The 21022-nt window shown below is 74.4% G+C and carries 21 protein-coding genes, 1 tRNA gene and 1 pseudogene; 9 read left to right on the top strand and 14 right to left on the bottom strand.

Annotated elements, in window-relative coordinates; genetic code table 11:
- Positions 1-36: 36 nt before the first annotated feature.
- The 3 genes from BLU42_RS03245 to BLU42_RS03235 are packed head-to-tail and all read left to right on the top strand — an operon-like array spanning position 37 to position 3007.
- Positions 37-705, top strand: a complete 669-nt coding sequence (locus BLU42_RS03245) for a hypothetical protein (protein WP_091073236.1) — start codon at positions 37-39, stop codon at positions 703-705.
- The gene (locus BLU42_RS03240) at positions 702-1649 is read left to right on the top strand and encodes a mechanosensitive ion channel family protein (protein ID WP_091073235.1); all 948 of its coding nucleotides are present in this window, start codon (positions 702-704) and stop codon (positions 1647-1649) included. The genes BLU42_RS03245 and BLU42_RS03240 overlap by 4 nt, the downstream gene beginning before the upstream one ends.
- The gene (locus BLU42_RS03235; RefSeq protein WP_091073234.1) at positions 1646-3007 is read left to right on the top strand and encodes a DUF2254 domain-containing protein; all 1362 of its coding nucleotides are present in this window, start codon (positions 1646-1648) and stop codon (positions 3005-3007) included. Before BLU42_RS03240 ends, BLU42_RS03235 begins: the two co-directional genes overlap by 4 nt.
- A gap of 43 nt (positions 3008-3050) precedes the next feature.
- Here BLU42_RS03235 and BLU42_RS20450 read toward each other — a convergent pair whose 3' ends face one another.
- The gene (locus tag BLU42_RS20450; RefSeq protein WP_157719745.1) at positions 3051-4133 is read right to left on the bottom strand and encodes a YncE family protein; all 1083 of its coding nucleotides are present in this window, start codon (positions 4131-4133) and stop codon (positions 3051-3053) included.
- Positions 4134-4559: 426 nt separating this feature from the next.
- Between BLU42_RS20450 and BLU42_RS20445 the strand changes: the two genes are divergently transcribed.
- Both BLU42_RS20445 and BLU42_RS03220 read left to right on the top strand, forming a co-directional pair.
- Positions 4560-5627, top strand: a complete 1068-nt coding sequence (locus BLU42_RS20445; RefSeq protein WP_157719744.1) for a phosphodiester glycosidase family protein — start codon at positions 4560-4562, stop codon at positions 5625-5627.
- Positions 5628-5727: 100 nt separating this feature from the next.
- Positions 5728-6267, top strand: coding sequence for a DUF2127 domain-containing protein (locus BLU42_RS03220; protein ID WP_157719743.1), 540 nt, complete (start codon positions 5728-5730; stop codon positions 6265-6267).
- A gap of 31 nt (positions 6268-6298) precedes the next feature.
- On the opposite strand, the gene BLU42_RS03215 is transcribed toward BLU42_RS03220, so the two are convergent.
- The 6 genes and pseudogenes from BLU42_RS03215 to BLU42_RS21765 form a co-directional block, all read right to left on the bottom strand.
- Positions 6299-7258: a hypothetical protein gene (locus BLU42_RS03215; protein WP_091073230.1), complete on the bottom strand. Its 960-nt coding sequence runs from the start codon at positions 7256-7258 to the stop codon at positions 6299-6301.
- Entirely contained in the window at positions 7258-8070 is an 813-nt protein-coding gene (locus BLU42_RS03210) for a COG4705 family protein (RefSeq protein ID WP_197680595.1), read from the bottom strand. Before BLU42_RS03210 ends, BLU42_RS03215 begins: the two co-directional genes overlap by 1 nt.
- A gap of 129 nt (positions 8071-8199) precedes the next feature.
- Positions 8200-9009 (bottom strand): ABC transporter permease, encoded by an 810-nt coding sequence (locus BLU42_RS03205; protein WP_091073229.1) that lies wholly within the window; start codon positions 9007-9009, stop codon positions 8200-8202.
- Between the two features lie 52 nt (positions 9010-9061).
- Entirely contained in the window at positions 9062-9751 is a 690-nt protein-coding gene (locus BLU42_RS03200) for a DedA family protein (RefSeq protein WP_091073228.1), read from the bottom strand.
- Positions 9751-11241: a sensor histidine kinase gene (locus tag BLU42_RS03195; protein ID WP_157719742.1), complete on the bottom strand. Its 1491-nt coding sequence runs from the start codon at positions 11239-11241 to the stop codon at positions 9751-9753. Before BLU42_RS03195 ends, BLU42_RS03200 begins: the two co-directional genes overlap by 1 nt.
- Before the next feature lie 41 nt (positions 11242-11282).
- A pseudogene (locus BLU42_RS21765) lies at positions 11283-12490 on the bottom strand (glycosyltransferase).
- A 148-nt stretch (positions 12491-12638) separates the two neighbouring features.
- On the opposite strand from BLU42_RS21765, the gene BLU42_RS03185 reads away from it, so the two are divergent.
- Positions 12639-13313: a response regulator transcription factor gene (locus BLU42_RS03185; protein ID WP_091073226.1), complete on the top strand. Its 675-nt coding sequence runs from the start codon at positions 12639-12641 to the stop codon at positions 13311-13313.
- An 85-nt stretch (positions 13314-13398) separates the two neighbouring features.
- On the opposite strand, the gene BLU42_RS03180 is transcribed toward BLU42_RS03185, so the two are convergent.
- Positions 13399-14646 (bottom strand): COG4705 family protein, encoded by a 1248-nt coding sequence (locus tag BLU42_RS03180; protein ID WP_091073225.1) that lies wholly within the window; start codon positions 14644-14646, stop codon positions 13399-13401.
- 180 nt (positions 14647-14826) lie between these two features.
- On the opposite strand from BLU42_RS03180, the gene BLU42_RS03175 reads away from it, so the two are divergent.
- The 3 genes from BLU42_RS03175 (at position 14827) to BLU42_RS03170 (ending at position 17217) form a co-directional block, all read left to right on the top strand.
- Positions 14827-16356: a hypothetical protein gene (locus BLU42_RS03175; protein ID WP_091073224.1), complete on the top strand. Its 1530-nt coding sequence runs from the start codon at positions 14827-14829 to the stop codon at positions 16354-16356.
- Positions 16357-16505: 149 nt separating this feature from the next.
- Positions 16506-16655, top strand: coding sequence for a hypothetical protein (locus tag BLU42_RS20440; RefSeq protein WP_157719741.1), 150 nt, complete (start codon positions 16506-16508; stop codon positions 16653-16655).
- Between the two features lie 178 nt (positions 16656-16833).
- Positions 16834-17217 (top strand): RNA polymerase-binding protein RbpA, encoded by a 384-nt coding sequence (locus tag BLU42_RS03170; RefSeq protein WP_091073223.1) that lies wholly within the window; start codon positions 16834-16836, stop codon positions 17215-17217.
- 320 nt (positions 17218-17537) lie between these two features.
- Here the strand turns inward: BLU42_RS03170 and BLU42_RS03165 are convergent.
- The 6 genes from BLU42_RS03165 to BLU42_RS03145 all read right to left on the bottom strand — a co-directional run bounded on the left by BLU42_RS03165 (position 17538) and on the right by BLU42_RS03145 (position 21005).
- A tRNA-Ala gene (locus BLU42_RS03165) sits at positions 17538-17613 on the bottom strand.
- Between the two features lie 72 nt (positions 17614-17685).
- On the bottom strand, positions 17686-18324 hold the full coding sequence (locus BLU42_RS03160) for a histidine phosphatase family protein (protein WP_091073222.1): 639 nt from the start codon (positions 18322-18324) through the stop codon (positions 17686-17688).
- A 13-nt stretch (positions 18325-18337) separates the two neighbouring features.
- Entirely contained in the window at positions 18338-18706 is a 369-nt protein-coding gene (gene rsfS / locus BLU42_RS03155; protein WP_091073221.1) for a ribosome silencing factor, read from the bottom strand.
- Between the two features lie 91 nt (positions 18707-18797).
- Positions 18798-19469: a nicotinate-nucleotide adenylyltransferase gene (gene nadD / locus BLU42_RS03150; protein ID WP_269458012.1), complete on the bottom strand. Its 672-nt coding sequence runs from the start codon at positions 19467-19469 to the stop codon at positions 18798-18800.
- A gap of 59 nt (positions 19470-19528) precedes the next feature.
- Positions 19529-19669 (bottom strand): hypothetical protein, encoded by a 141-nt coding sequence (locus tag BLU42_RS20810; RefSeq protein ID WP_172825742.1) that lies wholly within the window; start codon positions 19667-19669, stop codon positions 19529-19531.
- A gap of 97 nt (positions 19670-19766) precedes the next feature.
- Positions 19767-21005 (bottom strand): glutamate-5-semialdehyde dehydrogenase, encoded by a 1239-nt coding sequence (locus BLU42_RS03145; RefSeq protein WP_091073219.1) that lies wholly within the window; start codon positions 21003-21005, stop codon positions 19767-19769.
- Positions 21006-21022 lie beyond the last annotated feature (17 nt).

The raw sequence follows: 21022 nt of genomic DNA, 5'->3' as shown, positions 1-21022 counted from the left end.
CGCCGACCGTGGACGCCGACCAGACAGGACCGAGCCATGACCGACCCCGCCGCCCCCCGAGGACCCTCCGCCGAGGAGGGCTCCGACGACCGTGACGGGCTGGTCGAGCGCGCCTTGAACCGCGCGGTCTCGATGAACGCCGACCTCGCCCGGCGCCACGTCGCCCGCTTCGGCGGCGGCAAGAGCGGCACGGCGCTGCTGAAGCGCCTCGACCGGCAGTACCGCTCGACCGTGGCCGGCTCGAGCGCGGCGGTCGGCGCCTCCGCGATCGTGCCCGGCTTCGGCACCGCGGCCGGCGTCGCGCTGTCGGGCGCGCAGGTCCTGGCCACCCTCGAGGCCACGATGCTCTACGTGCTGTCCTACGCCGAGGCCACCGGCGTCGCGGTCGACGACGTCGACCGGAGGCGGGTGCTCCTGATGGCCGTGCTCCTCGGGAAGGACGGGACCGCGCTGGTGGAGAAGGCGCTCGGCAACTCCGACGCCCGGTGGGGCACGCTGCTCGCAAACGGGGTCCCGGCCCAGGTGGTGCAGCAGGTCGGCCGGCAGCTCCGGGGCCGGTTCCTCGCGAAGTTCGGGGTCACCCAGGTCGCCCTCTCGCTGGCCCGGCTCCTGCCGTTCGGCGCCGGTGCGGCCGTGGGCGGGATCACCGGGGCCGCGAGCGCCGGGGTCGTGATCAAGGCCACCCGCAAGGCCTTCGCGCGGTGATCGACGGCGACGTCCTGCTCGACCGGCTGCGCGCCCTGGGCCGGACGGTCGTGCTCGCGCTCCCGAACGTGGCCGTGGCGCTGGCGTTGCTGCTGCTCTTCTGGCTCCTCGCCCGGCTGCTCGCGCGGCTGGTGCGCTCGGTCGTCACCCGCGCCGGCCAGCCCAAGGGGGTCCAGATCGTCCTGGGCCGGCTGACGACCTGGGGAACGGTCGGGCTCGGAGTGCTCGTCGGTCTGGTCATCGTCTTCCCCGGGGTGACGCCCGCCTCGGTGTTCGGCGCGCTCGGGATCGGGAGCGTCGCCATCGGCTTCGCCTTCAAGGACGTCCTGCAGAACCTGCTCTCGGGGATGCTGATCCTGCTCACCCGGCCGTTCCGGATCGGCGACCAGATCGTCACGGGCAGCCACGAGGGCACGGTCGAGGACATCGCGGTGCGGGCCACCACCCTGCGGACGTACGACAACCGCCGGGTCGTGATCCCCAACAGCGAGCTCTACACCAACCGGGTCACGGTCAACACCGCGTACCCCCGGCGCCGGCTCAGCGTCGTCGTGGGGATCGGGTACGGCGACGACATCGACGTCGCCAAGCGGGTCGTGCTGAGCACGGTCGCGACGCTGCCGGGCGTCGCCGACGACCCCGCCCCCACCGTGCTCGTCACGGCGCTCAGCGACTTCACCGTCGACCTCGAGGTGCGCTTCTGGATCAGCCCGCCCGCCCGGCGCGAGGCCGTCGAGGTGCAGGACCAGGTGCTGAGCGCCCTCAAGCCGGCCCTGGTCGGTGCCGGTGTGGACCTGCCGCTGCCGACCCAGCAGGTGCTGCTCCACGACCAGACCGAGGACGGCGACGGCGACCGCGCCCGTCAGCGCGAGGGCTGGCCCCCGGCCCCCGCGCGCACCCCGACCTCAGACCACGCTCCCGACCGGAAGGCCCCCACCCCATGAACCTGTCGATCCGACGCGCCGCCCAGACGGTCCAGGACGGCGTACGGACCCAGCTGTGGCCGCTCCCGATCTTCGGCGTCGTCCTCGCGGTCGCGGCCGGGATCCTGGTCCCTCTGCTGGACGTCCGCATCGACGAGCAGCTCCCCGGCGTCCTCGACACCCTGGTGTTCAACGGCGACCCCGGCGCCGCCCGGACCGTGCTGAGCGCCGTCTCCAGCTCCCTGATCACCGTGACGTCGCTGACCTTCTCGCTGACGGTGGTCACCCTGCAGCTCGCGAGCAGCCAGTTCTCCCCGCGGCTCCTGCGGACCTTCACCCAGGACCTGTTCGTCCAGGTCACCCTGGCGATCTTCCTGGCCACGTTCACCTTCTCACTGACCGTGCTCCGCTCGGTGCGCTCCGCCTCCGAGGGTGGCGTCGTCTTCGTCCCGCGGATCTCGGTCACGATCGCCTTCCTCCTGGCCGTGGCCAGCGTCGTGTCCCTGACCCTCTTCCTCGCGCACCTGACCCGCCAGATCCGGGTCGAGACGATGCTGCAGCACGTCTACGACGACGCCGTCGGCACCATGCAGACCAACCTCACGCGCCGCGACGACCCCGCCGAGGGCACTCCGGCCCCAGCTCCGCCCCACTCGGCCCAGGTCCTCTGGGCCCGGTCGTCGGGCTTCCTGACCAGCATCGACCAGGACGACCTCGTCGGCGTCGCGACCAGGGCCGACGCGCGTGTCGTCATCGAACGCCACCCCGGCAGCTTCGTCGTCCAGGGGACCCCCCTCGGTCGCGTCTGGGCGCGCAGCGAGAGCCCGCTGGACCCCGAGACCCTGGACCGGCTGGCGGCCGACGTGGCCGGGGCCGTGAACCAGGGTCCCGAGCGCACAGCCGCGCAGGACGTCGGCTACGGGCTGCGGCAAGTCACCGACATCGTGAACAAGGCCCTCTCCCCCGGCGTCAACGACCCCACGACCGCGGTCCACGGGCTGGGCCAGATGTCGGCCCTCCTCGTCGAGCTGACCACCTACCGGCTGGACCCGCTCGTCCTCACCGACGACGACGACCAGGCGCGCGTCGTGCTGCACCGACCCGCCTTCGCCGAGCTGCTCGAGGTCTGCGTCGCCCAGCCCCGCTCGTACGGGAAGGCCGACGTCCAGGTGCTCTCCCGGCTCTACACGCTGCTGGAGGACCTGGCCTGGCACGCGTCGACCGAGCAACGGCCGGCCGTGCTCGACCAGCTCCGTCGCCTCGACGCCACCGTGGCCGACCAGGACCTCGACGACGTCCAGACGGCCCGGCTCGACGAGCTGGGTCAGAGCGTGCGGCGGATCGCCCGGCGTACGGCGGGTGACTCCCCCGCCTCGTAGCGCGCGGGGACCCGGGCGGGCCCGCACCCGCGGTGGGGATCCGTCAGGGGTCGACGACCTGCAGCAGCCCGGGCGTGGTCCCGGTGACGAAGACCCGGCCCGTGGTCTCGTCCACCGCGACGGTGTTCGGCTGCTGGACGGTCGGGTAGCGGGCCGTCTCGCGCGGCTGGTCTCCCGACAGGTCCAGACGCACCAGCTCGTTGCTCGCGGTCACGGTGACCCACAGCTCGTCGCGGCGGGCGTCGTAGGCCACCCCGTACGGCTGGCCGGGCAGCGCGACCCGGGCGACCTGGGCCGCCTGCGGGGGCGCGGAGTAGAGCAGCAGCGCTCCCCCTCTCGTGTCGACGACCACCAGCCGTCCGTGCTTGTCGGCGACGACGTGGGTCGGGCCGTCGCCCGCGGAGAGCTCCGTCAGCGGCTGCAGGGTCGCGGCGTCGTCGAAGGTGATCGTGTTCTCGCCGACGTCGACCACCCCGAACACGTCCCCCACGTGCGCGATGCCGCCGGGCTGGGTCACGTCGGTGAAGGTGGCGACGACGCGGTCGTCCCGGATCGCCGTGAGCGTCGCGCCCGCCTCGTCGGCCACCAGCACGGTCCCGTTCGGCGCCTGGTTCGCGTCGTGCGGCATCGCCCCGGTCGGGGTGCGTGACAGCACCCGCCCCGACGGCAGCGCCACCCGCAGCAGCGAGGTCGAGCTCTCGTCCGGCACGAGCACGGGACCGCCCGCCGCGGCGAGCTGGAGATGACGCAGGGAGCCGGGCAACGGCGTACGGCCCCGGACGGCGAGCGTGGTCGGGTCGAGCAGGACCAGCTCGTCGGGGCCGCGCACCGCGACCACCACACGGCGGGTGGTCGCGTCGGCCACGATGCCCTCCGGGGCGTTGCCGATCTCGATCGTGCGCCCGGCCGGGGTGGTCGTGGTCACCGGGGAGGCGGCCGGCTCGGCCGCGGTCGGCACGGGCCTCGGCAGCCGGCGGGGCGTGAACTGCCCGGACAGCGGCGGACGCGCCTCGGCCGCGGGGGTGGGGTCAGCACCCTGGCCGGTGCCGCAGGCGGCCACCAGGCCCAGGGTCACGCAGGCCGCGAGCGCGGCCCGCTCCGGGCGGGGAGCGACACGGCGGGGCACCGCCCCATCATCGGTCACCGGTGGGAAGGCCCGGCCGGGCCGCGGGCTCTGGTCAGCCCGAGCCCAGGACCGACCTCCTGCCTCGCCCGGCCCGCACCCGGGCCCGGGCCGTCCCCACCCGAGCAGGTGAAGATCCCGATCACGGGCCCCACGCGTCCTCCTGCCGCGTCGGAGAGGGAGGCGGGCAGACCACCGCGAGCCTCCGACGAGGTCCGGCCCCGGGCCGACCTGGACGAGGCTCAGGCCTCCTTCAGCGGGCTCCACCCAGGCTGGTCCGACCACGAGCCCTCGAGCACGAGGACGGCGGAAGGAGCAGGGACCATGGACCAGCCCGAGAGCCGGGACGGGCACCCCGCACCGTCCAGGGGTCCCGGTCGGCGAGCGTCTCGGGCCCGTCTGGCGGTCGTCGTCCTGGTCGCGGCCTTGATGGCAGCGGTCCTGCCGGCCCGTTCCTACGTCCAGGCGCTGACGGCACCAGGGGACGCGGCCTGGACGACCCGCACGGTCGACTGGCTGCGGGACCGGGGTGCTTCACCGCTCGTCGACACCGCCGAGAACCTCTGGTACGGGCTGCACCCACCCTCCGACAGGCCTCCCGAGGCTCGCGACCTGCCCACGGTGAGCACGGCGTCCGCACCGAGCCGCGATGGCGCAGCAGCGCTGCCGCAGCTCGTCGACGCCTACGGCGGACGCGCCGTGGCCGGCGAAAGGACGTGGCAGGTGAGGCGGCTCGACGCCCGCGGGGCGGTCCTGCTCGCCACCGCGTTCGTCCGGCCCGACCCCGAGCACGCCGGGGTGGTCGCGGCCGTGGCCTGGGTGCGGAGCACGAGCGTGACGGCCCACCTGGTCGCCGGGACGACCATCCCGGGAGGCGCGGCCTGGCCGGGTCACGCCGACGTGCCGCCGCGCGACGTGCCCGCCCTGGTGGCGACCTTCAACTCCGGCTGGCGGACCCAGGACATCTCGGGCGGCTTCAGGATCGGGAACCAGACCTGGCCGCGGCTGCAGCCCGGGCAGGCCACCGCCGTCGTCGACGGCCGTGGTCGGGTCGACGTCGGGGTCTGGGGTCGGGACTTCGGCGTCTCGAGCGACGTCGTCGCCGCACGCCAGAACCTGGCGCTGGTGGTCGACCAGGGCCAGGTCGCGGCCGGGCTGGGCTCCAACCGGAACCACCAGTGGGGCTACCGCGACAACCAGCACCAGTTCACCTACCGCTCGGGGATCGGCGTGGACCGCTCGGGCGACCTCGTCTACGTCGCGGGCTCCGGCATGACGCTCGAGGTCCTCGCCCAGGCCCTGCGCGACGCCGGCGCCGTACGGGCGATGCAGCTCGACGTCCACGACGGCTTCCCGTTCTTCGCCGTGTGGGAGCACGCGCACGGCGCCGACACCCCCACGAAGCTCCTGGCGTCGATGGCGCACGACGCGAACCGCTACCTCCAGCCCGACCAGCGGGACTTCTTCTACCTCACGCTCCCCGAGAGAGGACGATGACCGCCATGGACGACGTGCCCGCCCCGGCCGACACGTCCGACGTCTGCTCCGGACCCGACGCATGAGCGACGGCGCCGCCGTGGGACGGCACGGTGCCGACGTGGACCGGCAACCCGTCACCGCCGAGCGGTTCCGGCCGCGCGGCTGGCTCGACCGCCTCTTCGCGATCGGGATCGTCGCGAAAGGGCTCAACGGCGCCGCCGAGCTCGTCGGCGGCCTGCTCCTGCTGCTCGTCGGCCCGGACCGCCTCCACCGCTGGGTCGCCGACCTCACCCTGGGCGAGCTCTCCGAGGACCCGGACGACGTCGTGGCCCGCTCCCTGCTGCGCACCTCCGACGGCCTGAACGGCGACGCGGTGCTCTTCGGGGCCGTGTACCTGCTGGTCCACGGCCTCGTGAAGGTCGTGCTCGTCGTGGCGCTGCTCCGCAACAAGATCTGGGCCTACCCCTGGATGATCGGCGTGCTGCTCGCCTTCATCGCCTACCAGCTCTACCGGATCGTCCTCTCGCCGTCGCCCGGCCTGGTCGCCCTCACGGTCTTCGACGCCCTGGTCGTCGCGCTGACGTGGCGCGAGTGGCGGGTGCAGCGGGCGGCTGGTCGTCGCGAGCCGGTCAGGAGCGGTCGTCCCGGCGGTCGCTAGGAGCAGCGGGTGCCCGGTCGTGCGGCACGCGTCAGGGGCGCTCTGCTGCGGGGAGCCGGCCCGCCTCGGGCCCGTGCGCGGCGAGGAGGACCACGCCGACGGCGGCGAGGAGCCCGCAGCCCACCGCGAGGAGCAGGGTCACGCCGCCGAGGGCGGCACCGTCGCGCAGCAGGAGCCGCCCCCCGACGACGGCGGTGACCGGGTCGACGAGGGTCAGGCAGCAGACGACCACCTGGGGCGCGCCGACGGCGTACGCGCCCTGCGTGCACCACAGGCCGAGCGGGAGCGCCGAGGCGAGACCGAGGACGGCCACGACCGTCAGCGGCAACCAGCCGCCGGGCCTCGTCGTCGCCACCTGACCCAGCGTCCGGACCAGCAGCGAGGTGAGCCCGAACAGGGCGGCTGCGCTCGTGGCCCGGGCGACGCAGCCCACGAGCTCCGGCGCTCGACGCAGCGCCGCGCTCAGCACCGCTGCGGCGCCGACCACCGCGGCCACGGCGCCGGCGAGCGTCGTCCAGAGGGGCAGCACGGCCGCGTGCGTGCCGGGGACCAGCAGGACCACGGTCAGTGCCGCGACCCCGACGACGCTGACCGCGGCGCCGACGACCTGCGCGGCGCCGGGGCGCCGGCCGCGGCCGAGGGCGGAGCGGACCACCGTCACCGGGACCGCGAGCACCCCGACGGGTTGCACGAGCGTGATCGGCGCCAGCGTGAGCGCCGCGACGTGCAGCACGCCCCCGAGGCCGGCCTGGCCGACGCCGACGCGCCACGCGCGGTTCCGCAGGAGCGACCTCACGACGGCCCACCCGGCGAGGAGGCGAGCCCTGCCCGCCGGACCCGGCTCGGGCCCCGAGGGACGGTCGCGACCGGCGGACAGCGTGGATCGGACCGCACCGTGCTGGCGGACGGCGGCGAGACCGAACAGGACGGCGCCCAGCGTCGCCAGCCCGACGGCCAGGAGCGGCAGGGCGCCCGCCCCCGGGTGCGGCATCAGGCCGGCGCCTCGACGGCCTGCACGTCGCTGCGGCGGATCGAGAGGTAGGCGACGAGCACGACGATGACGCCTCCGGCCGTGGCCGCGACGGTTCCGTCGCCCAGGCCCAGGCCCCCGCCGTGCGAGGCGGGCTTGCCCAGCCAGTCGGCGACCGAGGCGCCGAGCGGGCGGGTGAGGACGTAGGCGACCCAGAAGGCGACGACCGGGTTCATGCGGAAGAAGCGCCAGCCCAGCGCGGGCACGGCGATCGCCACCGCGAACACCGCCACCGAGGGGAGGTAGCCGAGCCGCAGCTGGTCGGCGGTGAGGTCACCCGCGGCGGTGCCCAGCGCGAAGCTGGCCAGGACCGTGGCCCAGTAGAAGAGCTCGCGGCGCCGCGTCGTGATGCTGTGGATCGACAGGGTGCCCTCGCTGCGGCGCCAGACCAGGAAGAGGCAGACGACCACGGCGAGGTAGAAGACGGTCGTCACCGCGTACGGCAGGCCGACCAGGTGCACCGCGTCGGCGGCCATGGTCCCGAAGACGGCGACCATGGCGACGGCGAGCCAGTAGACACCGGCGACGTAGTGGCGGGTGCGCAGCTGGAGCCAGAGCGCGGCCGCCAGCCCGAGGACGCCGACGGAGACGGCCAGGACGAGGTTCGACCCAGCCAGGTAGTCCGACAGCGCCTCCCCCATCCCCGTGGTGAGGGTCTTGAGGACCCAGAACAGGGCGGTGATCGCCGGAACCTTCGCCGCCAGGGACGCGGCGCTGGCCCGGCCGGCGTACGGGTTGGCGGCAGCGAACGTGCCGGTGGAGGGAGAGCTCACGGGTGGTCCTTCGGGGCGCGGGGTCGCTGGGGGCCCGAGCGCGACGGTGGTCTCGGCGCCGCGGTCCCGCCCGGGCCCCGTGGTGCAGGCGTTCGGGGCCGGTGGCCGCTCGGCCTAGTCTGGGAGGGCTCACCTGAGCCCGGGCTGAGCGCCCTCGGCCGGCCACGGCTCGACGGGACCGCCGCGGCGACGCGTGGCCGCGACCAGGTCGGTCGGGACCAGCCGGCCGCGCTCCACGAGCCACGAGCCGACCACGACCACGACGGTCTGGGCCGCGAGCAGCCCGACCAGGACCAGCAGCTGGGCGGCCCCGGCCTGGGCCGGGCTCCCGCCGCCGAGCAGGACCCCGACGAAGGCACCCGGCAGCGTGACCAGACCGACCGTACGGGTCTGGTCGAGGCCGGGCACGAGGGACTCGGACCGGTGCCGGCTGATGACCAGGCGGATCGCGACGGGGACCTCGAGCCCGAGGGCGAGCGCCCCCTCGTAGGTGTCCCGCTCCTCGCGCAGCGCGGCGAAGCAGCGACGACCGTTGAGGCTGCTGGCGCTCATGCAGCCGCCGATGACGATCCCGGCCATGGGGACGATCGCCGGACCGGTCCAGGGCACGGCGCCCGAGGCGAAGATCACCACCAGGACGGGCACCGCGCCGGACGCGACGGCGACCAGGACCCAGGGCCAGGCTCGGCCGGCGCCGATCCGGCGGGCCGACGTCGCGACGGCGACCCCGAGCATCACCACCGCGAAGGCCAGCGACCACACGACCCGGCCGAGCACGGCGGTCAGCACGAGCGAGACCAGCGCGAGCTGGCCGACCGCCCGCGCCACGGCCACCGCGTCGGGCCGCGCCGTCCCCAGCCGGCTGAGCGCCGCGACCACGACGGCCAGCGCCGTGAGGACGGCGAGGGCGACGACCAGGTGCACCGACAGCGTCGTCACCGGGCACTCCCCCGGGCCTGCGTCACCCGCGTCCTGCGCGCGACGCCCGGCGTCACGGCGTGCCGGAGCCCTCGAGCCGGGCGCGACGACGGTGCAGCAACCACTCGACGCCCATCGGGACCAGGGAGACGAGGACGATCAGGACCAGCACCGCGTCGACGTTGTCGCGGATCAGCGGCACCGAGCCCAGGTAGTAGCCGGCGACGGTCACCCCGCACGCCCACAGGACGCCGCCGATCGCGGTGTAGGTGATGAAGCGGCGAAAGCTCATCCGGCCCACGCCGGCGACGAGCGTCACGAAGGTCCGCACCACGGGGACGAAGCGCGCCAGTATCAGCGCACGGTTGCCGTAGCGGTCGAAGAAGGCCTCGGTCCGGGCGACGTGGCGCGGGTCGAGGATCCTGCCGACCAGCCCGCGCCGCGGCTTGAACAGCGGCGGCCCGATCAGCCGGCCGAGCCAGTAGCCGGTGACGTTGCCCGCGATCGCGCAGGCGGTGACGACGGTGCACACGAAGAGCATGGAGTGCCCGATCGCGCCGCTCGCGACGAAGAGCCCGACCGTGAAGAGCAGCGAGTCGCCCGGAAGCACGGCGAAGAGACCGCACTCGGCGAAGACGACGAAGGCCACGCCCCACAGCACGTACGGCCCGAACGCGCGGATGAGGGTCTCGGGGTCCATCCAGCCCGGCAGCAGGAGCGGGGCCAGGACCAGGGAGGAGAGCGCGCAGGTGGGCGTGAGCATCAGGGGGAGTCTTCGGACGGGAGCGGGCGGGGGTCGTCGACGGCGCCGGTCGAGGCGTCGGCCGGGTCCAGCGGGAGCACGATCTCGAACCGGCACCAGGCGCGCGGGTGGTCGACGACCTGGACCCGTCCGCCCTGCGAGGCGACGGCCGCGCGGGCGATCGCCAGGCCCAGGCCGCTGCCGCCCACGTCGCGCGAGCGGCTGACGTCGAGACGGACGAACCGCTCGAAGACACGCTCGCGGTCGGCCGGGTCGACCTCCGGCCCGTCGTTGTCGACCCAGATCACGGCCTCGTCACCCCGCGTGGTCACGGTGAGGGCCACCTGGGTGTCGGCGTGCCGCTCGGCGTTGTCCACGAGGTTGCGCAGCGGCTGCGCCACCCGCGACAGGTCGGCCCGGACCCGGACCGGCTCGACGTGGCCCTCGACCCGGAGGGCGCTCGTGGTGCGCAGCCGCCGGACCTCGTGGTCGACGAGGTCGTCGAGGTCGACCTCGACGACGGCACCGACGGCGTCGGGCGACTCCGCCCGGGCGAGCGACATCAGGTTCCCGACCAGCTCGCGCATCCGGTCCAGCTCGGCGTTCATCGTGCCCAGGAGCCGGGTGCGGACCTCCTCGTCGTGCGTCCGCCCGGCGAGCTCGGCCGCCGTGCTGAGGGTGGCCAGCGGGCTGCGCAGCTCGTGGCTCGCGTCGGACACGAAGGCGCGTTGGGCCCGGTCCGAGGCCTGGAGCCGGTCGAGCATGGCGTTCATCGTCGTGGCCAGCGCGGCGATCTCGTCCTGGGTCTGCGGCACGTCGAGGCGGGCGGTCAACGCCCGCGCGTCGATCTCGGCGACCGTGGTCCGGATGCTCTCGACCGAGCGCAGGGCGCGGCCGACCAGCACCCACACCGCCCCCGCGACCAGGAGCAGGAGCAGAGGCGTGCCGGCGAGCAGCAGGACCGCCACGGTCTGGACCGTGGTGCGCTGGAGGGTGATGGGCACCGCGACCTGGACGTAGTAGGTCTGCCGGTCGGCGGTCAGCGCGGTGGTCACGACCTTCCACTCGCCGCCCTCGTTGAGGGTGTCGATGTCGCGCTCGACCGAGGTGTACGCCCCGACGGCGGGCCGCTGGTCCGACAGGGCGGTCGTGGTCGCACGGCGCGACGAGCCGACCACGGCCCCCGAGGCGTCGAGCACGAGGGTGACCGCGTCGGTCCTGGCCTGGTCGCCCAGGGCGGCCACGGTCTCGTCGAGGCCGTTTGTCGTGATGCGGGAGACGATCTCCGCGGCCCGGGCCCGCCCGGTCGCCTCGACCGCCTGCTCGAGGGAGGACTGCAGGGCGTACACCAGCCCGGTCCCCCCGAGCAGGAGGGCGACGACGACCACCACGACGGCGACGAGGACCGAGCGCGCCCGGACGCCGAGCCTCGAGCCCCACCGGTCGAACGACCACGGGCGGCGGAGCGCCAGGTCGGGGCGCAGGCCCGGTCGCTGCGTCTCCCGGGTCATGGTGCCCATGCTCCTCCCCGGCGCGGGACGGGAGACCACGCTCATGCCGCGACGGCCAGCCCGCGCCGCGGCCACGCGGGGCGGGCGGCCGTCCCGGCGAGCCGGCCGTAGTGGTCCTCGAAGGTCGCGACCGTGCGGTGCAGGGCATGGTCCTGCGCGAGGACCCGGCTCCCCAGCCCCAGCCGGGCGCGCCCGACCGGGTCGGCCAGCAGGTCGGTGAGCGCGCCGGCCAGGCCCTCGACGTCGCCCGGCGCGTAGAGGTGCCCGTTCACCCCCGGTCTCACGAGGTGCGGCAGGGCCATCGCGTCGGCGGCGACGACGGGCAGCCCGGTCGCCATGGCCTCGAGCGTGGCGAGGCTCTGCAGCTCGGCGGTGCCGGGCATGACGAACACGTCGGCCCGGCCGTACGCCGCCAGCAGCACCTCGTCGTCCACCGCACCAGGAACCGCACGGACCCGGCCAGGCCGAGGTCGGCGGCGAGCGCCTCCAGCCCGGGGCGCAGGCTGCCCATCCCCACGACCTCCACGCGCGCGCCGAGCGCGCCCGGCAGCCGGCCGACCGCGCGCAGCAGCTCGTCGACGTGCTTCTCCTGCTCGAGTCGGCCGACGAAGAGCAGCGTGGGCGCGCCCGTGCCGCGCTGCGCCCCTGCCCCCCGCTGCGCCGCAGGCACCGCGAAGCGGTCGAGGTCGATGCCGCAGGAGACGACCTCCGCGCCGGGCAGCGAGGTCGAGACGGCCAGCAGGTCGGCGGCGCGCTGCGTGGGCACGCTGAGCAGGTCGGCGTCGGCGTACACGCGCTCGAGGTCGCGCCAGGCCACCCGGCTCGCGGTCTGCGGGAAGGTCCGGGCGACGGGCACGTGGTGGAGCAGGTTCTCGGGCATGAAGTGGTTGGTGGCGACGACCGGCACCCCCGCGCGGGTGGCCGCGCGGATCAGCGTGCGGCCCAGCCCGAGGTGGGACTGCACGTGGACGACGTCGGGGCGGGCGACCCGCAGGACCTGCTCCACCTGGCGGCGCGCCGTGCGCGGGTCGAGCACCTGCATCCGCGGGCGACCCGGCAGGCCGAGCGAGCTCAGCCGGTGCACCCGGACCGCGCCGTCGAGGTGGGTCTCGCGCTCCCCGCGGGCGGACGGCCAGAGCAGGTCGACCGTGTGGCCGGCCTCCGCGAGGCCGGCAGCCAGGCGGGCGGTGAACGTGGCGGCCCCGTTGATGTACTCGGGGTACTGGTCCGCGCCCACGACGATCCTCATGCCCGACACCGTGGACCACGTCGGCTGAGTCGGACCTGAGCGCCGTCGCGGGCCGTCGGGACCGGCGGAGCGCCCGGAGCGTCGTTCAGGTCCGGCTCAGCCGGCAGGGCGGACGATGCGTCCTGGACACCCCTGACGAGGAGCGCACATGAAGATCCTGCTGGTCGAGGACGAGGACCGCCTCGCCGGCGTGGTGAAGGAGGGCCTGGTCGCCGAGGGTTTCTCCGTCGACGTCGTCAGCGACGGCATCACCGGGCTCTGGGCCGCGACCGCCAACCCGTACGACGCCATCGTGCTCGACATCATGCTGCCCGGGATCAACGGCTACGACGTGCTCAAGGAGCTGCGCGGGCGCAAGGTCTGGACCCCGGTCCTCATGCTCACGGCCAAGGACGGCGAGTACGACCAGACCGACGCCTTCGACCTCGGCGCCGACGACTACCTCACCAAGCCGTTCAGCTTCCTGATCCTGATGGCCCGGCTGCGCGCGCTCGTCCGCCGCGGCGCCCCCGAGCGACCCGTCCTCGTCACCGTCGGCACCCTGGTCCTGGACCCCGCCCGGCGCGCCGTCGCCCGCGGCGGCGTCCCCATCACCCTGACCGCCCGCGAGTACGGGCTGCTGCACTACCTCATGCGCAACGCCGGCGACGTGGTCAGCAAGGCGCAGATCCTCGACAACGTGTGGGACTCCGCCTACGAGGGCAGCGACAACATCGTCGAGGTCTACATCGGCTACCTACGCAAGAAGCTCGACACCCCGTTCGGCCTCGTCACCCTCCACACGCTCCGCGGCCTCGGGTACCGCCTCGACCCCGACGTCTGAGCCGTCGTCCGCCGGGGCGGCCCCGACCGGGATGCCTCCCCGCGCGCAGGGACCGCCCTGACGCGCGGGGAGGCGTCCGCGGTCCTCAGCCGCCGTCGAACGTCCTCAGCGTCGTCGAGAGCGTGGACAACGCCGCGGCGCAGTCGGCCTGGACCGGGCTCCCGGCGCGCAGCGTGGTCAGCACGTCGTCGATCTGGCCGTCGAGCGTGCTCCAGTCCTTGGGGTCGCGAGGCTTGAGCCCGGCCTCGGCGCTGTCCCACGCCACCTCGAGGTCCTTGACGTTCGCCTTGGCCCCGACGAGGTCGTCCTGCGCCATCTTGGCCTGCACCGACGACACCATCGCCGAGAACCGGCTGAGGTCGCCGAGACCGGTCGTCGGGTGCACCGCCGGGCTCCCGGCCGGCACGGGGGCACCGGCGGCGCCGCCCGCCGAGGCGGTCGTCGCCGGGTGCAGGCCGGCGAGCACCACGCCGAGCACGGTGATGCCGACGGCTCCGCCCAGGGCCCAGCCGAGGTCGCGGCGCCGCCCGCCGAGCGGCCCCGACCCCTTCTCGGCCACGCCGAACCGGTTGACCAGCCGCTGCTCGCGGGCCACCAGGACGACGATCACGGCGAGGAAGAGGACGCTGGTCAGGCTGGCACCCAGCCCCAGCCCGCCGAGCGAGGTGTCCTGGGTGAGCAGGTCGCCGAGGGACGCGCCGAGCGGTCGGGTCAGGACGTACGCGACCCAGAAGGTGACCACGGCGCTCGCGCCCAGACGACGCGCGAGGTAGGTGAGGGCGATCAGCGCGCCGAAGATCCAGACGCCGTTGCGGAAGCCCAGGCTCAGCGCCTCCGTGGCGAGGTCGCCCGCGGCGGTGCCCAGCGCGAAGGTGACGAGGATGGCGCCCCAGTAGAAGCGCTCCCGGCGCGGGGTGTCGACCGAGGTGATGGCCAGGGTGTGCTCCTGGCGGTACCAGACGGTGAAGACGACGGCGAGGACGACCGCGAACACGGCGGTGCTCACCCAGAGGCTGACGCCGAGCGTGTCGGTGAAGAAGTCGGTGAGCTGGGTGCCGACGATGCTGACGAGCACGACGGACGACCAGTAGGCCCACGGGGTGTAGCGCGTCCGGCGCAGCTGGAGGGTGAGGACGACGGCCAGGACGGCCAGCATCGCGAGGTCGGTCACGACCGGCCCCAGGCCGACGTTCACGGCGAGGAAGTCGGCGAACGTCTCGCCCACGGTCGTCGACAGGACCTTGATCACCCAGAAGGTGGCCGTGATGAGGGGGACCTTGGTCTGCCAGAGCGCGCGTCGGCCCGGCGGTGCGTTCACGGTGGTGGTGGTCACGAGGTTCCTCCTGCGGTGGCGGTGATGGTGCGAGGACCCTCGCGTCGGTCCGCTGAGAACGGCCTGAACCGAGCGGTGGTCCGTGCCCGCGGGCCCGTCGAGACGGCGCGTTCAGTTCCTGCACAGGCGCGGCGGCGGACGATCGGGCGTCCTCACCCGGAGGGCACCGAGGAGGTCAGGGTGTCGTCGAGCGTCCTTCCGGAGGTGGCCGGCTCCCCGCCTGCGCGTGCGGCGACGTGGGTGTGGGCCCTGGGCCTCGCGCTGCTGGCCTTCGCCGTCCGGCTCGAGACGGTGCTGCGGGGCGGTGGGCTCTTCGGCCGGATCGGCTACGACGGGTCGGTCTACTACGCCGCGGCGGCGGCTCTCGCGCACGGGCTCCTGCCGTACCGGGATTTCCTCCTGCTGTACCCGCCGGGCATCGTGCCCGCCCTGCTGCCCTTCGCCGGGCTCGGCCGCCTGCTGGGCGACGCGAACGGCTTCGCGGCGGCCCGGCTCGCCTGGTTCGGGCTGGGCGCGACGAGCACGGCCCTGGTCTTCGCCGTCTTCCGTCCGCGCGGGCTGCTGCCCGCGGTGGCGGCGGCCGGCTGCTACGCCGTCTTCGTGCCCGCCGTGGTCAGCGAGCACACGACGTCGCTGGAGGCGGTCGGTTCGGTGTGCCTGCTCGGCGCCCTGGCCCTGCTCCGTCCGGCCGGGGCGCCGCAGCGCGCCGCCGCGCCGCTCGTCGCGGCCGAGGCCCTGCTCGGCGTCGCGACCGGCACCAAGATCTGGGGCGCCGCCGTCGTGCTCGCGGTCGTCGCCTGGTCCGTCGCCCGGGTCGGGCCGCGTCGCGCCGGCCTCGTGCTGGCGGGCGCCGTCGGCGGGGCGACGGTCGTCTGCCTCCCCTTCTTCCTCGCCGCCCCCGGCGCGATGTGGCGCATGGTCGTCTCCGACCAGCTGGGCCGCCCGCGCGTCGACGGCGGCCTCGCCGGCCGTCTGGTCGACCTGGCCGGGTTCTCCGAGCTGCGCGGGATCACGAGCACCAAGGCCCTAGCCGCGGCGGCAGCCGTCCTGCTCGCGGTCCTCGTCGTCCTCGCGCTCCGGGACCCGCTCGGGCGGCTCGCCTGCGTGCTCCTCGCGGTCACCGGGGCCGTCCTCCTGCTCTCCCCGCCGTGGTCGGTCGCCTACACCGGTCTCGCCGCGCCGGCGGTCGTCCTGCTCGTCGGCTCGGGCGTCGCGCGCCTGGCCCGCCGCTCCGTCCGCGGGCGCCCGGTCGTCGTCGCCGTGGTCGTCGCGGGCCTGCTCGCGTACGGGGCGGCGTCTCTGCCGGGGCTGACCTTCGGGAGCCGCTTCCCGGGCCGCAGCCTGGACCGGGTCCTCGCGGCCCGGCCCGGGTGCGTGACGACCGACGACCCGGTCCTGCTCATCGAGACCGGGGCCCTGGGACGGAACCTCGACCGCCGCTGCCCCGTGGTCGTCGACCCCGGCGGCTACTCCTACGACCTCCGCCCCGGGGCCGACCACCACACCGGGCGGGCGGAGAACGCGCAGTGGCAGGACTTCCTCCGCAGCCACCTGGCGGCCGGGAGCACCGCCGTGGTCGTCCGGTTCCGGAGGCAGCCGGGGCTGAGCAGCCGGACGCGCGCCACCATCGCGCGCTGGCCCGTGCTCGCCGACGTGGGCGGCTACCTCGTCCGGACCCCACCCTCGAGCGGCCACGGCTCGACCGGGTGACCGACCCGGTCGGACCACCGGCCCAAGGCCGTCGCCGTCGGGGCCCGGGCGCCGACGTCGCTCAGGTCGGGCTCAGCCCCCGCTCGCGACGATGGGGCACGACCGAGAGCGAGGCCTTCATGGAGGGTGAGAGCCAGCGTCGATGGACGGTGGCGGAGGTCGCCTGGGACATCGGCGACGACGGCGACGAGGACGAGACGTACCTCTACGACGACACCGAGTCCGACGACACCGGGTCCGAGGTGGGAGCTGACGACGACGCGGCGGCGACGACCGAGCACCCCGTCGGCGTGCGCTAGGCGCGGTGGGCGGACCCGGACACCTGGGGCAGGTCCGCTCGACCCTGGAGATGGCGTGCGGGTCCCCGGGCTGCGGCAGCGCCGGTCGCCCGTGCTGTCAGGGTCGCGAGCCTAGGGTGGGCGCCGGCAGGAGGGACGCGTCCAGCGCCTCCTCCGCCTCGTCGGAAGCAGGCCTGTCATGCGCAACCAGATGCTGAAGGCCGCCGGTCTCGGGCACAAGAGCCACGAGAGCGAGAAGGGCGTCGTCCTCTCACCCCGGCTGCAGCTCGACTTCGACTGCCCCGCCCGGCACCACTTCTCGGTCGTCTTCGCCGCGGACGCGGCCCTGCCGAGCTCGTGGGACTGCCCGGTCTGCTGGACGGTCAGCACCCGGACGGACGGGACCCTGGTCGACGTGTCAGCCCCCAAGCACGTCCGCACCCACTGGGAGATGCTGCGGGAGCGACGCTCCCTGCCCGAGCTGGAGACGCTGCTGGCCGAACGCCTCGCGCTCCTCCGCGTAGGCGACATCGGACCCGGCGCCCCTCGGCCGCTGAACCCCAGGACCAGGCACGCCGCCTGATCCGCACCACCGGGCCGGCCGGGCAGGCGGAGAGCCTTTCCGAGGAGGGTCCCGACGTGCAGCGGCCTGTGCAGGGTCGCTGGCCCGAGGCCACGAGCGCAGCAGCGAGCCGCTCGTACGGCGCCCCGCACATGGTCGTCCGGGTGGAGCCTTGTTGAGCTGGAAGCCGCACGGCGTTCGCGCACTCCCGGTCGCAGGGAGAACTTCGTCTGCCGGGTGACGTCCGAGGCGGGGGCGCCGGTCTTGTCACGGCTAGGACATGGAGGACGACGCCACGCCACTCGCCTTCGAGCCGCACCGGACTCGTCGCCGGTCCTGGGTGGTGGAGCTTAGGGGATTCGAACCCCTGACCTCTTCCATGCCATGGAAGCGCGCTACCAACTGCGCCAAAGCCCCTCGCGGGAGTGCCGTCCGTTCCGGTGACCCGGCCCGCGGCAACCCGAGAAGACTACCAAGTCCGGTGCGACCTCACGAAATCGTCTGCCGGACGGACAGCGGACGGACGTTGTGCTCGGCGACCCGCCAGTAGCCGCCGGCGTGGTGGCGGTGCAGGACCGACCACGCGCAGTTGTCCAGGCTCCCGAACGTGCGCCACAGGCCGAAGGGCAGGTCGAGCAGCCGGCAGAGCCCGGCCCGGCCGGCGAGCCCGTGGGTCGTGACGACGACGGTGGACCCCTCGGGCGCCTGCGCGGCGATCTCGACGAGCGCCCCGGCCACGCGCTCCCCCACCTCGGACACGGTCTCGCCGGTCGCGGAGCGGCGGACGTCCTCGCCGCGGCGCAGCGCGGCCCACGCCTCCGGCTCGACCTCGGCGATCTCGGGACCGCGCAGCCCCTCCCACGTGCCGACGTGCACCTCGCGCAGGCGCTCGTCGAGGCGTGGCTCGAGACCGGTGGCCTCGCCGAGCGCGGCGGAGGTCTGCCGCGTACGGGTCAGGTCGCTCGACCAGAGCTGCGCGGCACCGAGGGTGGCGAGCACCCGGGCGGCGTCGCGGGCCTGCTCGACCCCGGTCGCGTTGAGCGGGATGTCGGCCTGGCCCTGGAACCGTCCGGAGGTGTTCCAGTCGGTCTGGCCGTGGCGCCACAGGACGAGGCGGTCCGCGGTCATCGCGGCGTCCGGCTCAGCGGCGGACGTCGAGCCCGAGCGGGATGCCCGGCGTGTCCTGCCAGAGCCGCTCGAGGGCGTAGAAGCGGCGCTCGTCGCTGTGCTGGATGTGCACGACCACGTCGAGGTAGTCCAGGAGCACCCAGCGCTGCTCGCGGTCGCCCTCGCGGCGTACGGGCTTCTCGCCGATGCCGCGCAGGGCCTCCTCGACGCCGTCGACGATGGCGCCGACCTGGCGCTCGTTGCTCGCCGTCACGACCAGGAAGACGTCGGTGATGGCGAGCTGGTCGGAGACGTCGAAGGCGACGATCTCGGTGCCGAGCTTGTCGGCGGCCGCCTCGGCGGCGGTGCGGGTCAGCGCGAGCGCGTGCTCGGTGGCGGTCATGGTGCCTCTTCTCGTCCAGGGGTGCTGCCACTCCCCAGGAGCTGGCACAACCTGACCAGCGTGCCAGGCGGGGGCAAGTCGGGGGCGGGGCTCACTGGTCCCCGGGGGTCAGGTAGAGACCGCGCTTGGCGATGTACTGGACCACGCCGTCGGGCACGAGGTACCAGACCGGCTCCTGCTCGGCGACCCGCCGACGGCAGGCCGTCGACGAGATCGAGAGCGCGGGGATCTCCAGGAGCGTCACCCGCTCCTGGGGCAGCTGGGCGATGTTCGGGGTGTCGATCTCGACGCCGGGCCGCGTGCAGCCGACGAAGTGGGCCAGGTCGAAGAGCTGGTCGGCGTTGCGCCAGGTGAGGATCTGGTCGAGCGCGTCCGCACCGGTGATGAAGTAGAGGTCGACATCGTCGCCGCGCTCCTCGCGGATGTCGCGCAGCGTGTCGTAGGTGTACGTGTCGCCGGGCCGCTCGATGTCGACGCGGCTCACGCTGAAGCGGGGGTTGGAGGCCGTCGCGATGACGGTCATGAGGTAGCGGTCCTCGGCGGCGGATACCTCGCGGTCGGCCTTCTGCCACGGCTGCCCGGTGGGGACGAAGACCACCTCGTCGAGCGCGAAGCGGCCCGCGACCTCGCTCGCGGCCACGAGGTGGCCGTGGTGGATGGGGTCGAAGGTCCCACCCATGACGCCGAGACGGTGTCGACGGCCGTTGCCCGGCTGCCGTGCCAGACCGGTCGAGGGGACGTGCTCGCCCGACCGGAGGCTCACGCCACCCCGGGCGGGGCGGGGGCGACCGTCGTCGTCGCGATGATCAGGGCTCGATCCGCTCAGCTGTGCGGGCGGCCCTTGCCGACGGCGATCGTGATGAACAGCAGCGCGTGCAGGATCACGAAGGCGATCAGCCCGAAGCCCCATGCGGGGATCGGCAGCTCGCGCTCGGTCTCGAGCAGAGCCAGTCCGAATTCCATGCCCGCACTCTAGCGGGTCCCGCGCACGCCCCTGCGTGCGTCACCCGCTCCGTCCACCGTCTTGTCCACAGATGTGAACAAGTGTTCGTTTACGGGTTCAGCGGACCTGGCCGGAGCCGGTCACCACGTACTTGGTCGACGTCATCTCGGGCAGACCCATCGGCCCACGGGCGTGGAGCTTCTGCGTGGAGATGCCGATCTCGGCGCCGAAGCCGAACTCTCCTCCGTCGACGAACCGGCTCGAGGCGTTCACGAGCACGGCCGCGGCGTCGACCTCGGCGGTGAAGCGCTGCGCCGCCGACGCCGAGTCGGTGACGATCGTCTCGCTGTGCCCGGTCGAGTGGTCGCGGACGTGCCCGATCGCCTCGTCGAGCGAGTTCACCACGCGGGCCGCGAGGTCGAGCGAGAGGTACTCGGTGTCCCAGTCCTCCTGGACGGCGGGCACGACCCCGGGCCCGTACGACGAGGTCGCCTCGTCGCCGTGCACGGTCACGCCGGCGTCGGCGAGCGCGGCCAGCGCGTCGGGCAGGAAGCGCGGCGCGGCGTCGGCGTGGACGAGCAGCGTCTCGACCGCGTTGCAGACCGAGGGCCGCTGGGTCTTGGCGTTGAGCAGGATCGCCAGCGCCGTCGCCGGGTCGGCGGAGGCGTCGACGTAGAGGTGGCAGTTGCCGACACCGGTCTCGATGACCGGGACGACGCTGTGGCGCACGACGTGGTCGATGAGGCCCGCTCCCCCGCGCGGGATCAGCACGTCGACGAGGCCGCGCGCGGCCATCAGCTCGTCGGTGACCTCGCGCGGGCCGGGCACGAGCTGTACCGCGTCCGCCGGCAGCCCGGCGTCGGCGAGCCCGTCGCGCAGGGCCTCGACGACGGCCGCGTTCGAGTCCGCGGCCGAGGAGGAGCCGCGCAGCAGCACGGCGTTGCCCGACTTGAGGCAGAGCCCGGCGGCGTCGGCGGTGACGTTGGGCCGGGCCTCGTAGATCATGCCCACCACCCCGAACGGCACGCGCACCTGGCGCACCTCCACGCCGTTGGCGTTGGTCCAGCCGCGCACCACGTCACCGACCGGGTCGGGCAGGGCGGCGACGTCGCGCAGGCCGTCGACCATGCCGGCAACGCGGTCGGCGGTGAGCCGGAGGCGGTCGACGATCGCGGCGCTCATCCCCGCCTGCTCGGCGCGGGCGACGTCGAGGGCGTTGGCCTCGAGGACCGCTGTCTCGGCCTTGGACAGGGCGTCGGCCATCGCGTGCAGCGCCGCGTCCTTCTGCGCCCGGGTCGCGGTCGCGAGGGTCTGCGCCGCGGTGCGGGCGGCCAGGGCCTGGTGCTGCACGCTCATGGGTTTACGGTAGCGGC

It is taken from the genome of Microlunatus sagamiharensis, from assembly GCF_900105785.1.
GTDB lineage: Bacteria > Actinomycetota > Actinomycetes > Propionibacteriales > Propionibacteriaceae > Microlunatus > Microlunatus sagamiharensis.
This window is presented reverse-complemented; position numbering and strand designations above follow the sequence as displayed.

Coding starts and splice junctions, on each gene's coding strand:
- BLU42_RS20810 (WP_172825742.1), bottom strand. CDS start 19,669: ATGGAATTCGGACTGGCTCTGCTCGAGACCGAGCGCGAGCTGCCGATC.
- BLU42_RS03245 (WP_091073236.1), top strand. CDS start 37: ATGACCGACCCCGCCGCCCCCCGAGGACCCTCCGCCGAGGAGGGCTCC.
- BLU42_RS20445 (WP_157719744.1), top strand. CDS start 4,560: ATGGCAGCGGTCCTGCCGGCCCGTTCCTACGTCCAGGCGCTGACGGCA.
- BLU42_RS03235 (WP_091073234.1), top strand. CDS start 1,646: ATGAACCTGTCGATCCGACGCGCCGCCCAGACGGTCCAGGACGGCGTA.
- BLU42_RS03200 (WP_091073228.1), bottom strand. CDS start 9,751: ATGCTCACGCCCACCTGCGCGCTCTCCTCCCTGGTCCTGGCCCCGCTC.
- BLU42_RS03215 (WP_091073230.1), bottom strand. CDS start 7,258: ATGCCGCACCCGGGGGCGGGCGCCCTGCCGCTCCTGGCCGTCGGGCTG.
- BLU42_RS03170 (WP_091073223.1), top strand. CDS start 16,834: ATGCGCAACCAGATGCTGAAGGCCGCCGGTCTCGGGCACAAGAGCCAC.
- rsfS (WP_091073221.1), bottom strand. CDS start 18,706: ATGACCGCCACCGAGCACGCGCTCGCGCTGACCCGCACCGCCGCCGAG.
- BLU42_RS03185 (WP_091073226.1), top strand. CDS start 12,639: ATGAAGATCCTGCTGGTCGAGGACGAGGACCGCCTCGCCGGCGTGGTG.
- BLU42_RS03195 (WP_157719742.1), bottom strand. CDS start 11,241: ATGACCCGGGAGACGCAGCGACCGGGCCTGCGCCCCGACCTGGCGCTC.
- BLU42_RS03160 (WP_091073222.1), bottom strand. CDS start 18,324: ATGACCGCGGACCGCCTCGTCCTGTGGCGCCACGGCCAGACCGACTGG.
- BLU42_RS03145 (WP_091073219.1), bottom strand. CDS start 21,005: ATGAGCGTGCAGCACCAGGCCCTGGCCGCCCGCACCGCGGCGCAGACC.